Source organism: Geobacillus sp. B4113_201601 (assembly GCF_001587475.1).
In the GTDB taxonomy this organism is placed as follows: Bacteria; Bacillota; Bacilli; order Bacillales; family Anoxybacillaceae; genus Geobacillus; species Geobacillus icigianus.
Genome location: NZ_LQYX01000041.1, coordinates 52,828 through 69,437 on the forward strand (window position 1 = coordinate 52,828; position 16,610 = coordinate 69,437).

The 16,610-nt window shown below is 54.2% G+C and carries 18 protein-coding genes; 1 reads left to right on the forward strand and 17 read right to left on the reverse strand.

Features of this window, described 5'->3' with window-relative positions:
• Positions 1–241: 241 nt before the first annotated feature.
• The 10 genes from ytvI to B4113_RS06520 all read right to left on the reverse strand — a co-directional run bounded on the left by ytvI (position 242) and on the right by B4113_RS06520 (position 9,403).
• The gene (gene ytvI, locus B4113_RS06470; RefSeq protein ID WP_033844204.1) at positions 242–1,267 is read right to left on the reverse strand and encodes a sporulation integral membrane protein YtvI; all 1,026 of its coding nucleotides are present in this window, start codon (positions 1,265–1,267) and stop codon (positions 242–244) included.
• Between the two features lie 102 nt (positions 1,268–1,369).
• Positions 1,370–1,963, reverse strand: coding sequence for a DedA family protein (locus B4113_RS06475; RefSeq protein WP_033019286.1), 594 nt, complete (start codon positions 1,961–1,963; stop codon positions 1,370–1,372).
• Positions 1,964–2,256: 293 nt separating this feature from the next.
• Positions 2,257–3,525, reverse strand: coding sequence for a glutamate/aspartate:proton symporter GltP (gltP, locus tag B4113_RS06480; protein ID WP_061912319.1), 1,269 nt, complete (start codon positions 3,523–3,525; stop codon positions 2,257–2,259).
• Positions 3,526–3,819: 294 nt separating this feature from the next.
• Positions 3,820–4,533 carry an RNA polymerase sporulation sigma factor SigK gene (gene sigK, locus B4113_RS06485; protein ID WP_033018020.1) on the reverse strand — a complete coding sequence of 238 codons (714 nt, stop codon included), beginning with the start codon at positions 4,531–4,533 and terminating at the stop codon, positions 3,820–3,822.
• 470 nt (positions 4,534–5,003) lie between these two features.
• Positions 5,004–5,147, reverse strand: coding sequence for a YrzI family small protein (locus B4113_RS18600; protein ID WP_081897239.1), 144 nt, complete (start codon positions 5,145–5,147; stop codon positions 5,004–5,006).
• Between the two features lie 490 nt (positions 5,148–5,637).
• The gene (locus tag B4113_RS06500) at positions 5,638–5,886 is read right to left on the reverse strand and encodes a YrhC family protein (RefSeq protein ID WP_061912321.1); all 249 of its coding nucleotides are present in this window, start codon (positions 5,884–5,886) and stop codon (positions 5,638–5,640) included.
• A gap of 61 nt (positions 5,887–5,947) precedes the next feature.
• A complete protein-coding gene (locus tag B4113_RS06505; protein WP_061912322.1) occupies positions 5,948–7,081 on the reverse strand; it encodes a bifunctional cystathionine gamma-lyase/homocysteine desulfhydrase in 1,134 nt (377 codons plus the stop codon).
• Complete coding sequence (locus tag B4113_RS06510; RefSeq protein ID WP_061912323.1) at positions 7,081–8,007, reverse strand: PLP-dependent cysteine synthase family protein; 927 nt, start codon at positions 8,005–8,007, stop codon at positions 7,081–7,083. The genes B4113_RS06505 and B4113_RS06510 overlap by 1 nt, the downstream gene beginning before the upstream one ends.
• 28 nt (positions 8,008–8,035) lie before the next feature.
• A complete protein-coding gene (gene mtnN, locus B4113_RS06515; protein ID WP_061912324.1) occupies positions 8,036–8,740 on the reverse strand; it encodes a 5'-methylthioadenosine/S-adenosylhomocysteine nucleosidase in 705 nt (234 codons plus the stop codon).
• A gap of 15 nt (positions 8,741–8,755) precedes the next feature.
• Entirely contained in the window at positions 8,756–9,403 is a 648-nt protein-coding gene (locus B4113_RS06520) for a class I SAM-dependent methyltransferase (RefSeq protein ID WP_061912325.1), read from the reverse strand.
• Positions 9,404–9,595: 192 nt separating this feature from the next.
• Between B4113_RS06520 and B4113_RS06525 the strand changes: the two genes are divergently transcribed.
• Positions 9,596–9,805 carry a YrzA family protein gene (locus B4113_RS06525; protein WP_061912326.1) on the forward strand — a complete coding sequence of 70 codons (210 nt, stop codon included), beginning with the start codon at positions 9,596–9,598 and terminating at the stop codon, positions 9,803–9,805.
• Positions 9,806–9,876: 71 nt separating this feature from the next.
• On the opposite strand, the gene B4113_RS06530 is transcribed toward B4113_RS06525, so the two are convergent.
• The 7 genes from B4113_RS06530 to B4113_RS06560 form a co-directional block, all read right to left on the reverse strand.
• Entirely contained in the window at positions 9,877–10,503 is a 627-nt protein-coding gene (locus tag B4113_RS06530) for a YrrS family protein (protein ID WP_061912327.1), read from the reverse strand.
• Positions 10,504–10,562: 59 nt separating this feature from the next.
• Positions 10,563–12,332, reverse strand: a complete 1,770-nt coding sequence (locus B4113_RS06535; RefSeq protein WP_033018032.1) for a penicillin-binding protein 2 — start codon at positions 12,330–12,332, stop codon at positions 10,563–10,565.
• A gap of 108 nt (positions 12,333–12,440) precedes the next feature.
• Entirely contained in the window at positions 12,441–12,917 is a 477-nt protein-coding gene (greA, locus tag B4113_RS06540) for a transcription elongation factor GreA (RefSeq protein ID WP_033018034.1), read from the reverse strand.
• A 109-nt stretch (positions 12,918–13,026) separates the two neighbouring features.
• Positions 13,027–13,662 carry a uridine kinase gene (gene udk / locus B4113_RS06545; RefSeq protein ID WP_033018036.1) on the reverse strand — a complete coding sequence of 212 codons (636 nt, stop codon included), beginning with the start codon at positions 13,660–13,662 and terminating at the stop codon, positions 13,027–13,029.
• A gap of 1 nt (position 13,663) precedes the next feature.
• On the reverse strand, positions 13,664–14,932 hold the full coding sequence (locus B4113_RS06550; RefSeq protein WP_033018037.1) for a U32 family peptidase: 1,269 nt from the start codon (positions 14,930–14,932) through the stop codon (positions 13,664–13,666).
• A gap of 18 nt (positions 14,933–14,950) precedes the next feature.
• Complete coding sequence (locus B4113_RS06555; protein WP_033018038.1) at positions 14,951–15,880, reverse strand: peptidase U32 family protein; 930 nt, start codon at positions 15,878–15,880, stop codon at positions 14,951–14,953.
• An 8-nt stretch (positions 15,881–15,888) separates the two neighbouring features.
• Positions 15,889–16,533, reverse strand: coding sequence for an O-methyltransferase (locus B4113_RS06560; RefSeq protein WP_033018041.1), 645 nt, complete (start codon positions 16,531–16,533; stop codon positions 15,889–15,891).
• Positions 16,534–16,610: the final 77 nt, after the last annotated feature.

Sequence of the window (16,610 nt, forward strand, 5' to 3'; positions counted from 1 at the left end):
CGACCTTTACCAATGCTGCTTTTCTCGACACACAAGAGGCGGCCGCTTTATGACATCGTCCTTTTCGCCGGCCTCGAGGTCAGCCCCAAATCGCCCGCTGTGGCGCAAACCGAGATCGCAGGCGCACAGCGCTTGACACAGGAACGAGGGTGTCCCGCTTTCTTGGACACCCTCGTTTTTTTGGCGGCCGTTCCCGCCCCCGTTGCTGAGACGATCCGTTGCCAACCCCGTTTTTCGTTCCTCAAAGTTTGATCGTCCATCGAATAACCCCAGCTTTGGCAAGCGCCTCGACCAAAATGACAACGACCGGCCCAACAAACAGCCCGATGAAGCCGAGCAGCTGAAAGCCGAGATAAACGCTGACTAACGCCGCAAGCGGGGAAATGCCCAAATTGGTCGAAAACACTTTTGGCTCGATGATCCGCCGCACCACCGTAATGACGACAAACAACACGATCAGACCGATGCCGAGCGCTTTATCCCCGTTCGCTATGCTGATGATCCCCCACGGCACCAATACCGACCCGGTTCCCAAAATCGGCAAAATATCGACAATCACAATGACGAGCGCCATAAGGGCGGCGTAATCAATCCCTAGCACCACCAAGCCGGCCAAGGCGAGGAAAAACGTGATGACGCTGAGCAGAAACTGCGCTTTGATAAAACCGACCGCCGCTTTGCTGAGCTGGGTGACGATCATTCCCAGCCGCTGTTCCGTGCGCTCCGATAAATGGCGGCGCACCCCTTGCTTCAGCCGCGGCAAATCGAGGCAAATGAGAAACAAAGCGACGATATACACCAAAAAATGAATCAAAAACGCAGGTACTGCGGCAATATAATGAACGAGCGACTGCGTCAAACTGCTCGCAAACGACAGCAACATTTGTTGCACCGTATTGACGCCGCGCTCTAACGATTCAATGATTTCACGCGGAATCGAGCTCGAATACGACTGCCATGTTTGAATGAGACGATCCAACACTTTCGTCGCTTCGCTGAGGAAGGCAGGCAGCTTTTGCGAGAGCGCCATCACCTGCTCGACAAAAATGACAATGAGGACATAAAGCAAAACACCGACGATGACGATAAACAGCGAAAAAATGGCCGTAACGGCATGAACGCGCTTCAGCCGATACGTTTGTTGCAAGCGGCGGATGGACGGCTCGAGCAACAGCGCCGTAGCGAGCGCCAACAGAAGCGGTACGCTGTATGGCACAAGCCATATCCCCACAGCGAGCAGCAGCACGATCAAAAGCCAACGTTTCACGTTCTTCCCTCATTTTTTATCAAATTTGAGCCACGCGATGGGCTCATGTATAACTATAGCGGACCGCATACAAAACGAGCAACTATTTGACGCGCTCGGTTTTTATTCGGCAGCGCGGCGCCGCCATTTCCAAACGATGTAAATCACTGTTGCCACCGCTGCCGCTGCGATCGCCGGCTGAACGTACGGGGCCGCCATTTCATCAATCTGCCGCCAGCGGCGGCCCAGCTGCTCCCCGAGCCAAATAAACAAGATGGACCATGGAACGATGGCCAGCACCGTGTAAATGAGAAACGGCAGCCACTTCATTCGGGCGATGCCAGCGGGGATGGAAATCGCATGGCGGACGACCGGTATGAAGCGGGCGCTGAAAATGACGCCAGGGCCGAATTTCGCAAACCAACGTTCTGCCACATCCAAATGTTTTTTCTGAATGCCAATATATTTCCCGTATCGGTCTAAAAACGGCCTGCCGCCGTAAACCCCCATCCAATATAAAAACAGCTGCGCCACCGCGCCGCCGAAGGTTCCAGCCGCCACCGCCCCGGCAAAGGTGATCTCGCCCCGAGCCACCAAATAGCCGGCATAAGCGAGCACGATCTCGCTAGGAATCACCTCGACCATCAAGGCCAGAGCGATACCGGCATAGCCTAAACCGACCAAAAATGAAAACAGCGATTGAATGGCTTCGTGCACCGTTGTCCCTCCTTGCTATGAAGTGGCTGTATTGCTTCACATGGCATTGTCCGCTTTTCGTGTCACCACCCCGATTTGTCCAAAGACGGGATATGGCGTTGTTTTCCCCATCTCAACCGGAAGCGCGCCGATATTTTTTTGGCTCATAATTTGATATGGCGTTGTTTTCCCCATCTAGGGGGCCGGTGATTGACTCGTGGATGCGGTTTTCCGAGCCTTCCAATCTATTTTATTATACTACACATGGCTAGCGATCAAAAGAAAAAGCGGCTGCCTCGTCAGCCGCTTTTCGGTTAAGCGCTTTGCTTCTGTAGCTCCGCCATGTATCGTTTCCCTTTCTCTTCGTCATACTGCCCTTCCCATTTCGACATGACCACTGCCGCCAGCGAGTTGCCTACGACATTGACGGCCGTGCGCGCCATGTCCAAAATGCGGTCGATGCCAGCGATAAACGCCAATCCTTCAACCGGAATGCCGACCGTGCCGAGCGTCGCCAATAAGACGACGAACGAAACGCCCGGAACGCCAGCGATGCCTTTTGACGTCACCATCAACACGAGCACTAGCGAAATTTGCTGGGACAGCGGCATATCGATGCCATACAGCTGGGCGATAAAAATCGCCGCCAGCGCCTGATACAGCGTTGATCCATCAAGGTTAAAGGAATAGCCGGTTGGAATGACAAACGATGTGACCGCTTTCGGACAGCCGAACTTCTCCATTTTTTCCATGATTTTTGGCAATACCGTTTCCGAACTGGACGTGCTGTACGCCAACACGAGTTCGTCTTTTAAAATTTTTATGATATGGAAAATATTGATTCCTACCAATTTCGCGGTGATGCCGAGCACGACAACGACGAAAAACGCCATCACTGCATAGACGAGAATGACAAGCTTGCTGAGCGGCTGCAGCGACGCGACACCAAATTTGGACACCGTCATCCCAATGAGAGCAAACACACCAAACGGCGCGAATTTCATGATTTGGTTCGTCACATAAAACATCGCTTCCGCGGTGCCTTGGAAAAAGCGTAGCACCGGCTGCCCTTTTTCCCCGATCGCCGCCACTCCCAAACCAAACATCACGGAGAAGAAAATAATCGGCAGCATATTCCCTGTTGACAGCGCCTCAAACACGTTTTTCGGCACAATGTTGACAAACGTTTCCGCCATCGAATGGTGCTGCACTTCGTTCGTCGTATCAATGTACGACTGAATATCCGTTTTCTCGAGCGACTTCATATTGACGCCGGTGCCCGGCTGGAAAATATTCGCCGCTAAAAGCCCAACAACAATAGCGATCGTCGTGATGATTTCAAAGTAAATGATCGTTTTGACACCGAGCTTCCCGAGTTTTTTCACGTCACCGACATTGGCGACGCCGACGATTAAGCTTGACACGACGATCGGAATGACGATCATCTTAATTAAACGGAGAAAAATGTCTCCAATTGGCTGCAAATACACCGCGACTTTCGGGTTTCCGTAAAACAGAGCCCCTACGACAATCCCGAGAATCAGGCCGATAAAAATCTGCCATGCCAACCCGATTTTTTTCACGATCTGTTTCGCCTCCTTTAGACAAAATTAGACAAAAAGCGACAAAATTATTTTACTATTAAAAATAAAAAATGTCAATATCATTGAATGAATTCGCTTTACTCCAAGGTTCATTGTTATTTTATAATTTTCTTAAAATAAAAAAAGCGCTGCCGAACGAAACAGCGCTTCCCTCGATCCGGCTGGGGAAAAACCGATGATTCCCCTTATCAGTGGGGAACGTGTGAAAATCGGGAACGATGTAACAAGGTTTTTCTAATTGAAAAAGGAAATGGTAAAGCCATATCCAGCCCTCTATGTCCGTCGCTTTTCTTTTTCCTGACGGTAAAACTCATGAAACATTTTCATCAAGGCCCGCTTTTCGATGCGCGAAACGTAGCTTCTTGAGATGCCGAGCTCTTTGGCGATTTCCCGCTGCGTTTTCTCGCGCTGGCGGCCGAGGCCAAACCGGCTGATGATCACTTCTTTTTCGCGCTCATCGAGCACCTCGATATATTTTTTCACCTGTTCGATCTCCATGTTCAGCTGAATTTCGTCGGCAATATCTTGGCCTTCGGACTTTAAAATATCAAGCAGGCTGATTTCGTTTCCTTCCTTGTCCTGGCCGATCGGTTCATGCAGCGAGACATCTTTGCGCGTTTTTTTCAACGAGCGCAAGTGCATAAGGATTTCATTTTCGATGCAGCGGGCAGCGTACGTTGCCAGTTTCGTCCCTTTTCCCGGCGAATAGCTCTCAATGGCTTTAATGAGGCCGATCGTGCCAATCGAAATCAAATCATCCACTTCTTCACCGGTATTTTCAAACTTTTTCACAATATGGGCGACAAGGCGCAAGTTATGTTCGATGAGCCGGTTGCGAGCTTGTTCGTCGCCTTTCGCCATCAGTGCCAAATAGTTTTCCTCTTCTTTAGCGCTTAACGGCTGGGGAAATGCATTGTTTTTAATATACGAAACAAGAAACGTCAGCTCTTTCAGCAAAAACGCAAACACCGAAACAATGCCGGACATGCTCTCACCCCTGCCTGCTGTCATTGACGGAAACCGTCTATGATGATGTATATGCGGGAGCGACGTTGTCCGTGTCTGGACAAAAAAATAGCGCCGGCTCTTAAAACAAGCCGGCACTCGTGGAACACCGCTCTAGGCGCTGAACGAACCAACCGTCCGCTTAAGCCTCCGCCTCGACGCTCACTTCCGCAGCGATGACGAGCGCGATGGACACTGTAATCACCACTGCCATGACGATGGTGAACATCCCCGTTCCCTCCTTGACTCGTTTGTTTTTATTTTACCAAAGGAAACGAGGAACGCTTGCGCCACAGTTTGAACAATTGGTGAAATTCGACCGTCAACAACAGCACACGCAGCATGCGCGTCCCTCCTCGCCGAGTCAAGTCGAATCGCCCGTCCGCTCAAGCCACATCATCAACCATCCTCGTGCCATCAGCATGAATTATCTCCCCTTTCCTCTGTCGTTTTTAAAACAGCCGGTGATGGACAGAACATTTGCGGTCAAGCAGCTCCTCTTCGGCGGCACGCCGCAACCGCTCTTGTTCGATGTTGCGCCGCCGCGGGGCCTTCCGCTCGATCGTGATCGTCACAAAAAACAAATGGATCGTCATCTTCCTCCCCCCTTTCGAAACAAAAAGCCGCAGAAGGAAAACGCCTCTGCGGCCTTGCCAAGCAAAAAACCGCAGAAAGCGAGACTACTCTCCTTCTGCGGCCCGATGGCTGTTGTTCTTGGTCATGGTGCGTCATTCCCGGTCAGCGGAAGGTCGAATAGCCTTTAGTTGGCAAGCATCGAGCGGTGTCGTCCACATCGTCATGATCATCGTCTTCGACCTCCCTTCGGAAATGACGTTACGAAGGTAATTATATCCAAAATCAGTTCCGTTGTAAACCATTCTATTGAAAAATAAGACAACATCCCTATTTCCAATTCGTCTCTCAATGACGAAGTTGTTCGGTTTTTTGTGAAAATGCCGAACTGGCGCGCGATTTTCATCCCCGGGTCGAGAGCAGATCGCGCTGCCCATGGAACTTTCCGTCCTCCTCTCCGCGCTTTACGCTTCCGCCGCGGATCCCGGTAGACGGACTTTTGAACAAGTCCTTTCACGATTCAAACGGGTTGTCTTGTTCCTCGAGCTGATGGCGATAGCGCGCGGCGCGGCGCGAGCAATACAATGCCGCGGCCAAACAGCCCGCGACAGCCAGCAAAGCGAACGGTTTGTCCGCCGCCGCCAGCGCGCCCGGGATGATCGCACCTAAATAGAGAAACGCGCCAAGCGCGAACAAAACTAAGCTATACATCGTGAAATCTCCCGCTTTCGCACGCAGCTCGTTCCGTTGTCGTTCAGTCACTGCCGATTCCTCCTCTCGCCCTCACTGTACCATAACGGGCGAAAAAGGGGGAGCGGCAATTTCAGCCAAGCGCTTGCGCCAAATCGTCAAGCAAATCGTTGACGTCTTCCAACCCGATCGACAGGCGGATGAGCCCGTCGGTAATGCCGCGCTGTTCGCGCCGCTCTTTCGGAATCGAGGCGTGAGTCATTTTCGCCGGCAATGAAATTAAGCTTTCGACCGCTCCTAAACTTTCGGCGAGCGTAAAGAAGCGAACGCGCGACAGGACGGTTTCCGCTCGCTCCAAGCTGCCGACGTCAAAGGAAATCATGCCGCCGAACCCGCGCATTTGTGTTTTCGCCAGCTCATAGTTCGGATGCTCCGGAAGCCCGGGGTAATACACGCGCGCCACCGCCTGATGTTCAGCCAAAAAGGCCGCAATCGCCCGCGCGTTTTGTTCGTGCTCTTCCATCCGCACGCCGAGCGTTTTGATCCCGCGCATAAGCAGCCACGAATCTTGCGGTCCAAGGATGCCGCCGGTCGAATTTTGCACGTAATGAAGCCGCTCGGCGAGCTCGGCGGTGCGGACGACCGCCAAGCCGGCGACGACATCGCTATGGCCGCCTAAATATTTCGTCGCGCTATGAATGACGATATCGGCGCCCAGTTCAAGCGGCGTTTGGAAATACGGTGTCGAAAACGTGTTATCGACGATCAATAACAGCCCATGCGCACGGGCGATGGCGGCCGCCGCTTGCAAGTCGGTAATTTTCAACAACGGATTGGTCGGCGTTTCCACGTAAATGGCTTTCGTATTCGGGCGGATGTGTGCCTCGATGTTGGCGACATCGCTCGTGTCGACAAACGTCGCATCAAGTCCGAACCGGTTGAATACGTTCGCCATCACCCGATACGTGCCGCCGTAAACGTCATCGGTGATCACGATATGGTCGCCGCTGTCAAACAACATCATGACGGCGGTAATCGCCGCCATCCCAGAAGCGAACGCAAACCCAGCCACGCCGCCTTCAAGCTCAGCAATCAGTTTCTCGAGCGCCGCGCGCGTCGGATTGCCGGTGCGCGAATATTCGAATCCTTTATGCTTCCCGATCTCTTCCTGCTTGTACGTGCTCACTTGATAAATCGGCACCGACACCGCTCCGGTGTGCGGGTCACCCGGAATGCCGCCATGGATGAGCAGCGTTTTTCGTCTCATCACGATCCTCCACCTTCGTAAATGTTTTTGCTTAAATATCGCTCACTGCTATCGGGGAAAATGACGGCGATGTTCGTTCCCGGTTTCGCCTTCTCGGCCTCAAGCAAGGCGGCGTGAAAGGCGGCGCCGGACGAGCTGCCGACCAAAAGCCCTTCTTGTCTGGCTAGTTCGCTCACGCGGCGGAACGCGTCATCGTCCGCGATCGTGTAGATGGCGTCAAAATACGCCGGATCCAGAAACGGCGGCAAAAATTCCATGCCGATCCCCTCCGTCCGATGCGGACCCGGTTCGCCGCCGCCTAAAATCGAGCCCTCCGGTTCGACGATCACCGTTTTAATGGCCGGATTTTTTTCTTTTAAAAACGTCGCCGTTCCCATAAACGTGCCGCCGGAACCGGCGCCGGCGACAAAAATATCGATTTGTCCGTCCAAGTCATCCCACAGCTCCGGACCAAGCGTTTTATAATACGTCCGCGGGTTGGCCGGATTGCGAAATTGCTGCGGGCAATACGCGCCTGGAATCGTGCGGGCGAGCTCTTCCGCTTTGCGGATCGCCCCTTCCATTCCTTCCTCGGTCGGCGTATGGACGATTTGCGCCCCGAGCGCTTTCATCAGCTGCTGCTTTTCAATGCTAAATTTTTCTGGAACGCAAAAGATGACGTTGATGTTTTTGTCGATCGCGGCCAGCGCTAAGCCGATGCCGGTGTTGCCAGCCGTCGGCTCGATGATCGTGCCGCCTTCTTTCAGCTTCCCCGATTCAAACGCTTCGCGCAACAATTCCTGCCCGAGCCGGTCTTTGATGCTTCCGCCCGGATTGAAATACTCGAGCTTGGCAAACAAGCGGACGCCTTCCGGCAGCGGAAAGCGCGTAATTTCCACTAGCGGTGTGCGCCCGATCAATTCATGAATGCTTTTGGCTACCTGCATCGGTGTCACTCCGTTTCCTTCCACTCGTTTAACTTCTCGCACTGAGAATGGAAAGCATCGATAAAACAAGCTCAGCCGAGTGTTTCGCCGCCGTCTCCAAAAACTGTTCAAACGATACGTCCGATTCCTGACCGGCGATGTCGGAAAGCGCCCGGATCACGACAAACGGCACACCAAACTGCACGCACACTTGGGCGATCGCCGCCGCCTCCATCTCAACGGCGCACAGTTCCGGGAACTGGCCGCGCACAAACTCGACGCGCTTCGGGTCATTCATAAACGAATCGCCGGTGGCGATCAAGCCAACGGCCGCTTGGAGGCCGTTAAGCTGGGTTGCCGCTTGTTTTGCCGCCTCGACAAGCGTCTCATCGGCCCGGTAGCGCGCCGGCAAGCCGGGCACTTGCCCATACGCATAGCCAAAGGCGGTCACATCCACGTCATGATGCACGACCTCTTCCGAAATGACGAGATCACCGACGCGCAATGACGGCAAAAATCCTCCGGCGGAGCCGGTGTTGATGACGACATCGGGACGGAAACGGTCAAGCAACAGCGTCGTCCCCATGGCGGCATTCACTTTGCCGATGCCGGACTTCAACAACACCGCTTCCACTCCGTTAAGGCGCCCAGCGGAAAATTCGCATCCGGCGATGGCCGTATCCTCGCGCCCTTCCATGCGCGCGCGCAGCATCGCTACTTCTTCTTCCATTGCTCCAATAATCGCTGCTTTCATCGTTCTCCCTCTTTCTCAGTCGATTTGTTTTACCGCCTCCATCAGCCAGACGAACGCGTTTTGCTGCGTAAAGGAAGCGGAAAAGCCGTGGGTGGCAAACAGCGCGGCCAATACGTCGAGCGTCGTGTAATATTCGCGCTCCAGATCGTCGGCCAAATCGTGGAACCCGCGCGCCCGCGCCGCTTCAACCGCTCGGCGGAACGCGGCTTTATCACGAAACGCTGTGTCGGCAAACACTATTTTACCACCAGGGCGGAGCAGTTGGCTATATTTGGCGATGGCCTCCCCTTTTTCCGCATCGGTCAAATGATGAAAAGCATACGTGCTCGCCACCGTGTCGATCGGCTCCGACGGCAGCGGAAAACGCAAAAAGTCGCCGTCCATAATGACGGCCCGACCGCCGAGTTTTTCCAACGCTTTTTTGCGCATCGGCGCTGATGGCTCAATGCCGTACACTGTTTTGCCGCGTTCGAGCAGCTTTTTCGTCAAATTGCCGGTGCCGACGCCAAATTCGAGCACTACTTGGCCCGCTTTGTCGGCGACCGCGTCCAAAATGCGGCCGTAGCCGGCAAACACATCGCGATATTGCTCATCATGGCCTTCCACCGATTGGTCGTACGACTCAGCCCATTGTTCGAATAAATCAAGAAATTCTCTACCCATACGGTCACGCTCCATAAAAGTTTATAATTCCTATAAATATAGTATGTATTTTGCGCGGTCCTGCTCTCAATGTAGCATAAGTTTTTTCTTTGTTCAACGATCATGCCGATTCATCATTCGTATTGTTCCCCGGCCCCCGGTGGATGACGGCGGGAAAATTTGCTACACTGGCAATGGAAAGGAGGGAGCGCGATGGTCAACATTTCCCTTGATCTGATCGAGGACAAAATTGAATTTTTTGAGGCGGATGATTTGCGGACGCTCGAGAAAAAGATTAACGAACAAATTGAGCATAATAAAGCGCTGCTGCTTTCCGTCCATCACGTTGCCCATCAAATGCATGTGATGGAGAACGGAAACCGGTTTTACAGCGCCGTCGTCCATTTTAAAGCGAAAAAATAACAGGTGCCCAGACGGCAGTTGGGCACCTGCTTTTTGCTCCCGCCGCCATCCATGCCGCGCGTTCGCCGGCATTATGACGGCCTTTGCTTTAATTTTTGCACCTTCGTCGGTTTCCAGCCTTCATTGGTTACCCATTCGATATACACTCTATAGTGAGCGGTTTGCCCCTTCGTCGAGATCGTCGCCACCGCTTTGTTCGGCCCATTGTTGCCAATGAACCAAACGATCATCTCCTCCGGCGCGATGCCGGTCGCATAGCTGACGGCATCAAGCATTTCCTTCCAATCGACCGAGTTTTCGTCAAACACGGTTTCATGAGGCTCGGATTGCGTCGTGCCGACGGGCTGCCAAGCCGGATTGACGATCTCTTTTTCGATATTTGACCCCGGAGGTCCCGGGGTTTCCGTCACCTTGGTGGATTCCTCTTCGTTCGTTTCGGCGGTCTCCTCGGTTTCCCCACCAGCGGTGTCGCTTCCCGCTGCGGGCTTTTTTTCTTCGTTTGAGACAACCGCCGCGCCCGTTTCCACTTCCGTCCGCTTCGTTTTGCCGGCCGCTTGCTGATCCGCTTTTCCGCCAAAAAGCAAATTCCAAGCGACCATCACAATCAGCAGCAACACCACCGCAATCGCCCCGTTGAGCCAACGGTTCATTTTGCGCCGTTTGGCACGGGCGGCAAAGCGCGTTTCCGTTTGCGCCATGTTCCCCTCTCCTTTCCTCGCTGTAGATGTCAACCAAATTCGCTCTCTACATCGATTCGTTATTCGTTTTCCTTTTGCGCGCGGTCATGGGCGTAAAGCGCTTCAACCGCGGCGGCAAACACTTCGTTGGTCGCCGCGCGCCCGCTCGGGACGTCCAGTTCGACAACGGCGAGGGCGTATTTCGGACGGTCGGCGGGAAAATAGCCGGCAAACCATTTATTGATCAGTTCGACGTCCCCTTCCCTTTTTCCTGTCTCCGCTGTTCCTGATTTGCCGGCAACTGGATACGGCAGCGTCTGAAAACGGCGGCCGGTGCCTTTCTGATTCGTAACGACGCCGCGCAAAAGCTGCTGCAGCTGCCGAACCGTTGCCGGGGTAATCGGTTCCAGCCCGGTCGCCGGCTCGGCGGAAAACGAGAACAGCGGGGCTCCGTTTTTGTACAGCACTTGATCGACGGCCCGCACTTTCCACGCCTTGCCGCCACGGGCGATCGTCGCCATCATGTTGGCAACCCCAAGCGGCGAAACGCGCACATCTTTTTGCCCGATCGCCGTTTGCGCAACCGCCAGCGGCACCCGCTTGTCGCGTGCATCGTGCCAAATCGTTCCTTTCCGTTCCTCGGGAAACTGGCGGAAATGTTCTTCATGGTAAACCGGCCCTTCCCAGCCGGCCGTCGGATACAGCCCCAGTTTTTCGGCATACGTTTCCAACGCGCCGGGATCATGCCGGATCAGCTCTTTGCCGAGCGTGGCGAAGGCATTGTTGCAGCTGACGGCAAAGCTGTCCGTCAGATCGAGCGTCCCGTAGTCGTGCTCCCGGTCTTCCTCGCCAGCAATCGTTTTGCGGCAATCAAACGTGGTCGTCGGCGAAGCGATTCCCTCGTCAAGCGCCGCGGCGGCGATGACGGTTTTAAAAACAGAGCCGGGGATGTGCGGCAGCACCATTTGGTTTTCCGCCCCGCCGTTTTTGTACGGATCACGCGGATCCATATTCGGGCGGCTGACCATGGCCACTACGCTGTTAGTGTCAACGTCAAGCAAGACGAGGCCGCCTTTTTTCAATCCGAATCGGTCGACGATCTGCTCCATCTCGCGCTGCACGTCGCGGTCTAGCGTCGTTTTTACCGTGACCGGGTAAAACGAATTGCTCGGATCGCTGTACTTGACATCGAGCCCGAACAGCGGCCGCCCTTCCGCATCGACGTGATACAGCAATTTCGTCTCGGCGTCGGCGAGCAAAAATTCGTCAAACGCCTTCTGCAACCCTTGAATGCCGACTTCCGTCCCAGGCGGAAGCGGCCGTTTCGGATAGCGTTGGCGCAACAGCTCGCGGTCCGGCCGCGTAAAGCCGAGCAAATGCGGAGCGTACAGCGTCTCGAGCGGATATTGTTTATGGACGGCAAAGACGCCCGGGATGCGCAAGCGGTTCATTTGCCTCATTTGTTCAGCGCTTAAGGCGAGAGGTTCGCCGTTTTTCTCTAAGACGAACGGGCCGTCCGCCCGCTCGAGCTGGCGACGGATTTCTTCTTCGGAAACGCCGGTCACGCGGGCGACTTGTTCGATCGGCCATGGCCTCATCTTCAAAAACGGAAATAAGACAAGCGACGGTACGGATCGTTTCGTCAGCGGCTTGCCGTTTCGGTCCACAAATGAACCGCGCCCGTCATCGATGACCAATTCCTGTGTGCGCTGGGCGACGCTTTCGGCGATTAAATTATGATTCGCGAACGATTCGGTGTCAATCAACTGAATTTGCGCGAGCCGCCCCACGATGAAAAACAGCGCCGCTTCGATCAAGACAAGCATGACAATAGCCCTTTTCTTCCACATAAAGAAAACACCTCATCAACAGTTTCGACGAGGTGTTTTCATTTGAAACGTGCCTAGGACGGCGATTTTTCCGCGCTGCGGCCGCTTTGCGGGTCGAACATAGCGCGCTTAGTTGACGGCGACGATTTTCACCATCATTTCCCCGCCCGGCGTCTGTACCGTCACTTCATCGCCGACGCGGCGACCAAGAAGCGACTTCGCGATCGGCGAGTCGTTGGAAATTTTCCCTTCGAACGGATCCGCTTCCGCGCTACCAACGATCGTGTACGTCTCCTCTTCTCCGTCCGGAAGTTCGATAAACGTCACTGATTTGCCAAGCGAGACCACATCCGGGTTTTCCGTATCTTCTTCGATAATGACGGCGTTGCGAATCATGTTTTCAAGCATTTGAATGCGCGACTCAACAAACGCCTGCTCGTCTTTCGCTGCGTCGTACTCTGAATTTTCCGACAGATCCCCGAACCCACGCGCAATCTTAATGCGTTCGACCACTTCTTTGCGCTTGACCGTTTTTAAATACTCCAGCTCTTGTTCCAGTTTCTCTTTTCCCTCTTTCGTCATCGGGTACTGCTTTTCGTTCGCCATTCATCTCACTCCTCTATATATTGTGCATTATGTAAAGCGTACGAACAGAAAAATCGCTGTTCGTACGCTTACTTGTTATATACTATATTGTTTTGTCTCTGTTATGTTATTATAAAAACGCTTTTTGTTCAAGAACCGTGCGAATTTTTGCGACCATTAAATCGATGGCGACGGTGTTGTGCCCGCCTTCCGGAATGATGACATCGGCATAACGCTTCGTCGGTTCGACAAACTGGTTGTGCATCGGCCGCACGACGGACAAATATTGTTCGATCACCGAGTCAAACGTGCGGCCGCGCTCTTTCACATCGCGAAGGAGGCGGCGGATGATGCGGATGTCCGGATCGGTGTCGACGTACACTTTAATATCCATTAAGTCGCGAAGCCGCTCATCTTCTAGCACAAGAATGCCTTCGACGATGATGACCTCTTTCGGCTCCACGCGGATGACCTCACGGGAGCGGGTGTGAAGCGTATAGTCATACACCGGCTTGTCGATCGGCTCGTAGCAAAGCAGCTTATGAATATGTTCAATCAACAAGTCGTTGTCAAACGCCAGCGGATGGTCGTAGTTCGTCTTCAGCCGCTCTTCAAATGGGAGATGGCTTTGGTCTTTGTAATAAAAATCTTGCTCCAAGACAAGGATCGAACGGTCGCCGAAATGATCATAAATCGCCCTGGCGACGCTCGTCTTCCCGGAGCCGGAACCGCCGGCGACGCCGATGACAACGGGCTTCTTCCCCATCTTAATTCTCCTTTCTCATCATGTTGTACGGGAAGAGTGGCCGTTTCACTTTCATCTTGACGATTTGCAGCGGATGGCGCGCCGCATCGAGTTCGTTGCCCTCTTCATCCCAAATCGTTTCAATCACTTGGGTAAAGTTGTCGATTTCCGGGCCGAAAAATTCGACCTCGTCGCCGGGCCGGAAATGGTTGCGCTGCTGGATGGTGGCGATGCCCGTCTCCGGGTCGTAATCAAGCACTAAGCCGGCGAACTCGTGCGTCGGTTTTCGGCTGTGGGTGCCATACATATGGTTCGTATGGTCGGGAAAGCCGGCAAAAAACGACGGCGCCGTCTCGCGGTTGGCGCATTTGTCGAGCTCGCGCACCCACTCGTCGCGAATCGTGAAATGGTCGGGATCGGCGCAGTACGCGTCGATCACTTTCCGATAGACGCTGACGACTGTCGCCACGTAATGGATCGACTTCATCCGCCCTTCAATTTTCAAGCTGTCGACGCCAAGTTCAATCATCGCCGGAATGGCGCGGATCAAGTTCAAATCTTTCGCGCTCATGGCGAACGGGGCGTCGCCTTCGGAAAACAGCGGGATTTCCCGGCCGTCAGACAGCTGGTATAAATCGTAATCCCAGCGGCACGACTGGCAGCACCCGCCGCGGTTGGAGTCGCGCGCCGTCATATGGTTGCTCAACACGCAGCGGCCGGAATAGGCGGAACACATCGCTCCATGGATGAACGCCTCAATTTCAATATCGACGTTCTCTTTGATTTGGCGAATTTCTTCGGCGCTCACTTCGCGAGCGAGCACGACCCGCTCGAGCCCTTCCTCTTTCCAAAATTGGACCGCTTTCCAGTTGGTGAGCGACTGCTGGGTGCTTACATGCACTTCAAGCCTCGGCGCCACCCGGCGCGCCGTTTCGATAATGAGCGGATCGGCGACGATGATGCCGGAAACGCCGGCCTCCTCTAACGCCCGCAAATAGTCGTCAAGGCCGGGAATGTTTTCATTATGGGCGTAAATGTTGGCGGTGACGTACACCTTCGCCCCGTACCGGTTGGCAAATTCCACCCCTTCGCGAATCTCCTCGATCGTAAAGTTGTCGGCGTTGGCGCGCAAGCTGTACTCTTGACCGCCGATAAAGACGGCGTCCGCCCCGTAGTGGACGGCGATTTTCAGCTTTTCCAAGTTGCCGGCCGGCGCCAGCAGCTCCGGCTTTTTCACGATGACGCGCTTGCCGTCAACGATCTCGGAGATGCGGTCATTTTTTACAAGCATGACGTGTCCCTCCTTTTCTCAATAAATGGTTTCCTTGAAGAAAAATCCGGTGTCGATGCGGCGGTGCGGCGGCTGAAGCGCTTCAACGGCCGCCAGCAGCTCCTCTTTTTCCCGCTCGTAGCGCTCGCGGTCTTCCGTACATAAGTCGATGGCGCGGCGGTACAGCTTCGTCACTTCCGTAATGTAGTCCGCGGTGTGCAGAACGCCGTCGATTTTGAAGCTGTCGATGCCGGCTTCCACCATATCGCCCAGTTCGTCAATGATGCAAAGATCGTTCGGGCTCATAATGTGCGTGCCGTTTTCGTCTTCAAAAATCGGGTATTTATAGTCGCGCTCTTTGTCGTACAGGAACATCCCTTTTTCGTACTTTTTCCGTTCGATTTCCATCACTTTTCCTTGATAGGCAAAATAGTTGCCAATCAGCGAACGCTTCGACTGGTACATGCACGTCATGCCGTGCACTTGCACTTCAATTTCCACTTCAGCATGGGCTTTGATTTCCAAAATGGCGTCCATGTTCAGCTCGCGCGCCAAGACGGCGCGTTTCGCCCCTTTTCGCCCCCAGTAGTTGCACGCATACCAGTTCGTCGCTGTCGTCTCCGTACTCCAGTGAAGCTTCATGTGAGGCGCCGTTTCTCGGACGGTCAAAAGCACCGCGGGATCGCCGAAGACGATGGCATCGGCGCCGACTTCAGCTAAAAACGCCACGTAGTCGGCAAGCTCGTCCACTTTGTCGTTATGAAAAAGGGCGTTCATCGCCACATACACGTTCATGCCGCGCCGGTGGGCCGTTTCAACAGCCGCGGCCACATCCGAACGGGAAAACTCGCCGGCGAGCCGCAAGCCATAGCGCTGCTCACCGATGATGATGGCGTCCGCCCCGGCTTCCGCCAGTTCATCAATATGGGAAACGCTCGTCGGCGTGACGAGCAATTCCGGTTTTTTCATTTTCTCGTTCACCTCATTTTTTTCGATATCGCGAGCCCATCGCCGACCGGAATGATGACGGTGTCATAATCGCCCCGGGCCATCAACCACTCATTATAGCGGCGAATTTTTTGGGCGAGATTCCAAAGCCGCTTATTGCCCCCGGGCGTTTCAGCGGCGACAAGCCCTTTAAACAGCACGTTGTCGGTAATGACGAGGCCGCCTTCAGCGAGAAACGGCTCATAGAGCGTAAAGAAGCGCTCATATTGCCCTTTGGCGGCATCGATCACCAACGCGTCAAACGGCGCGGCCGACGCCACCTTCTCCGTCACCGCCAAGGCGTCGCCCCACACCGCTTCAATTCGCTGGGCGCAATCGGTCTTTTCCATATAAAAACGGGCGCGCTCATACCGCTCCCGGTCTTTTTCTATCGTTACAATGTGCGCCTCCGGCAGCACTTTTGCCATCCGGATCGCCGAATAGCCGATCGCCGTGCCGATTTCTAAAATGCGGCGCGGCTTCGCGAGCTTGAGCACGAACAACATCGTTTCGATGCTCACCGAATCCATGATCGGCACCCGCTGTTCGCGGGCTTCGCGCTCGATCTGTTCCACATCCGCATCCAACGCCGGCCGCAGCCGCTGCAAGTACGAAACGACCTCATCAGTCAGCAAACGGAACCCTCCTTGCCATCAACAAGCGGAAAAGCGCCCGCCCCGTCGCGAAAATAAAGCAGCGATCGCCGGGCTTG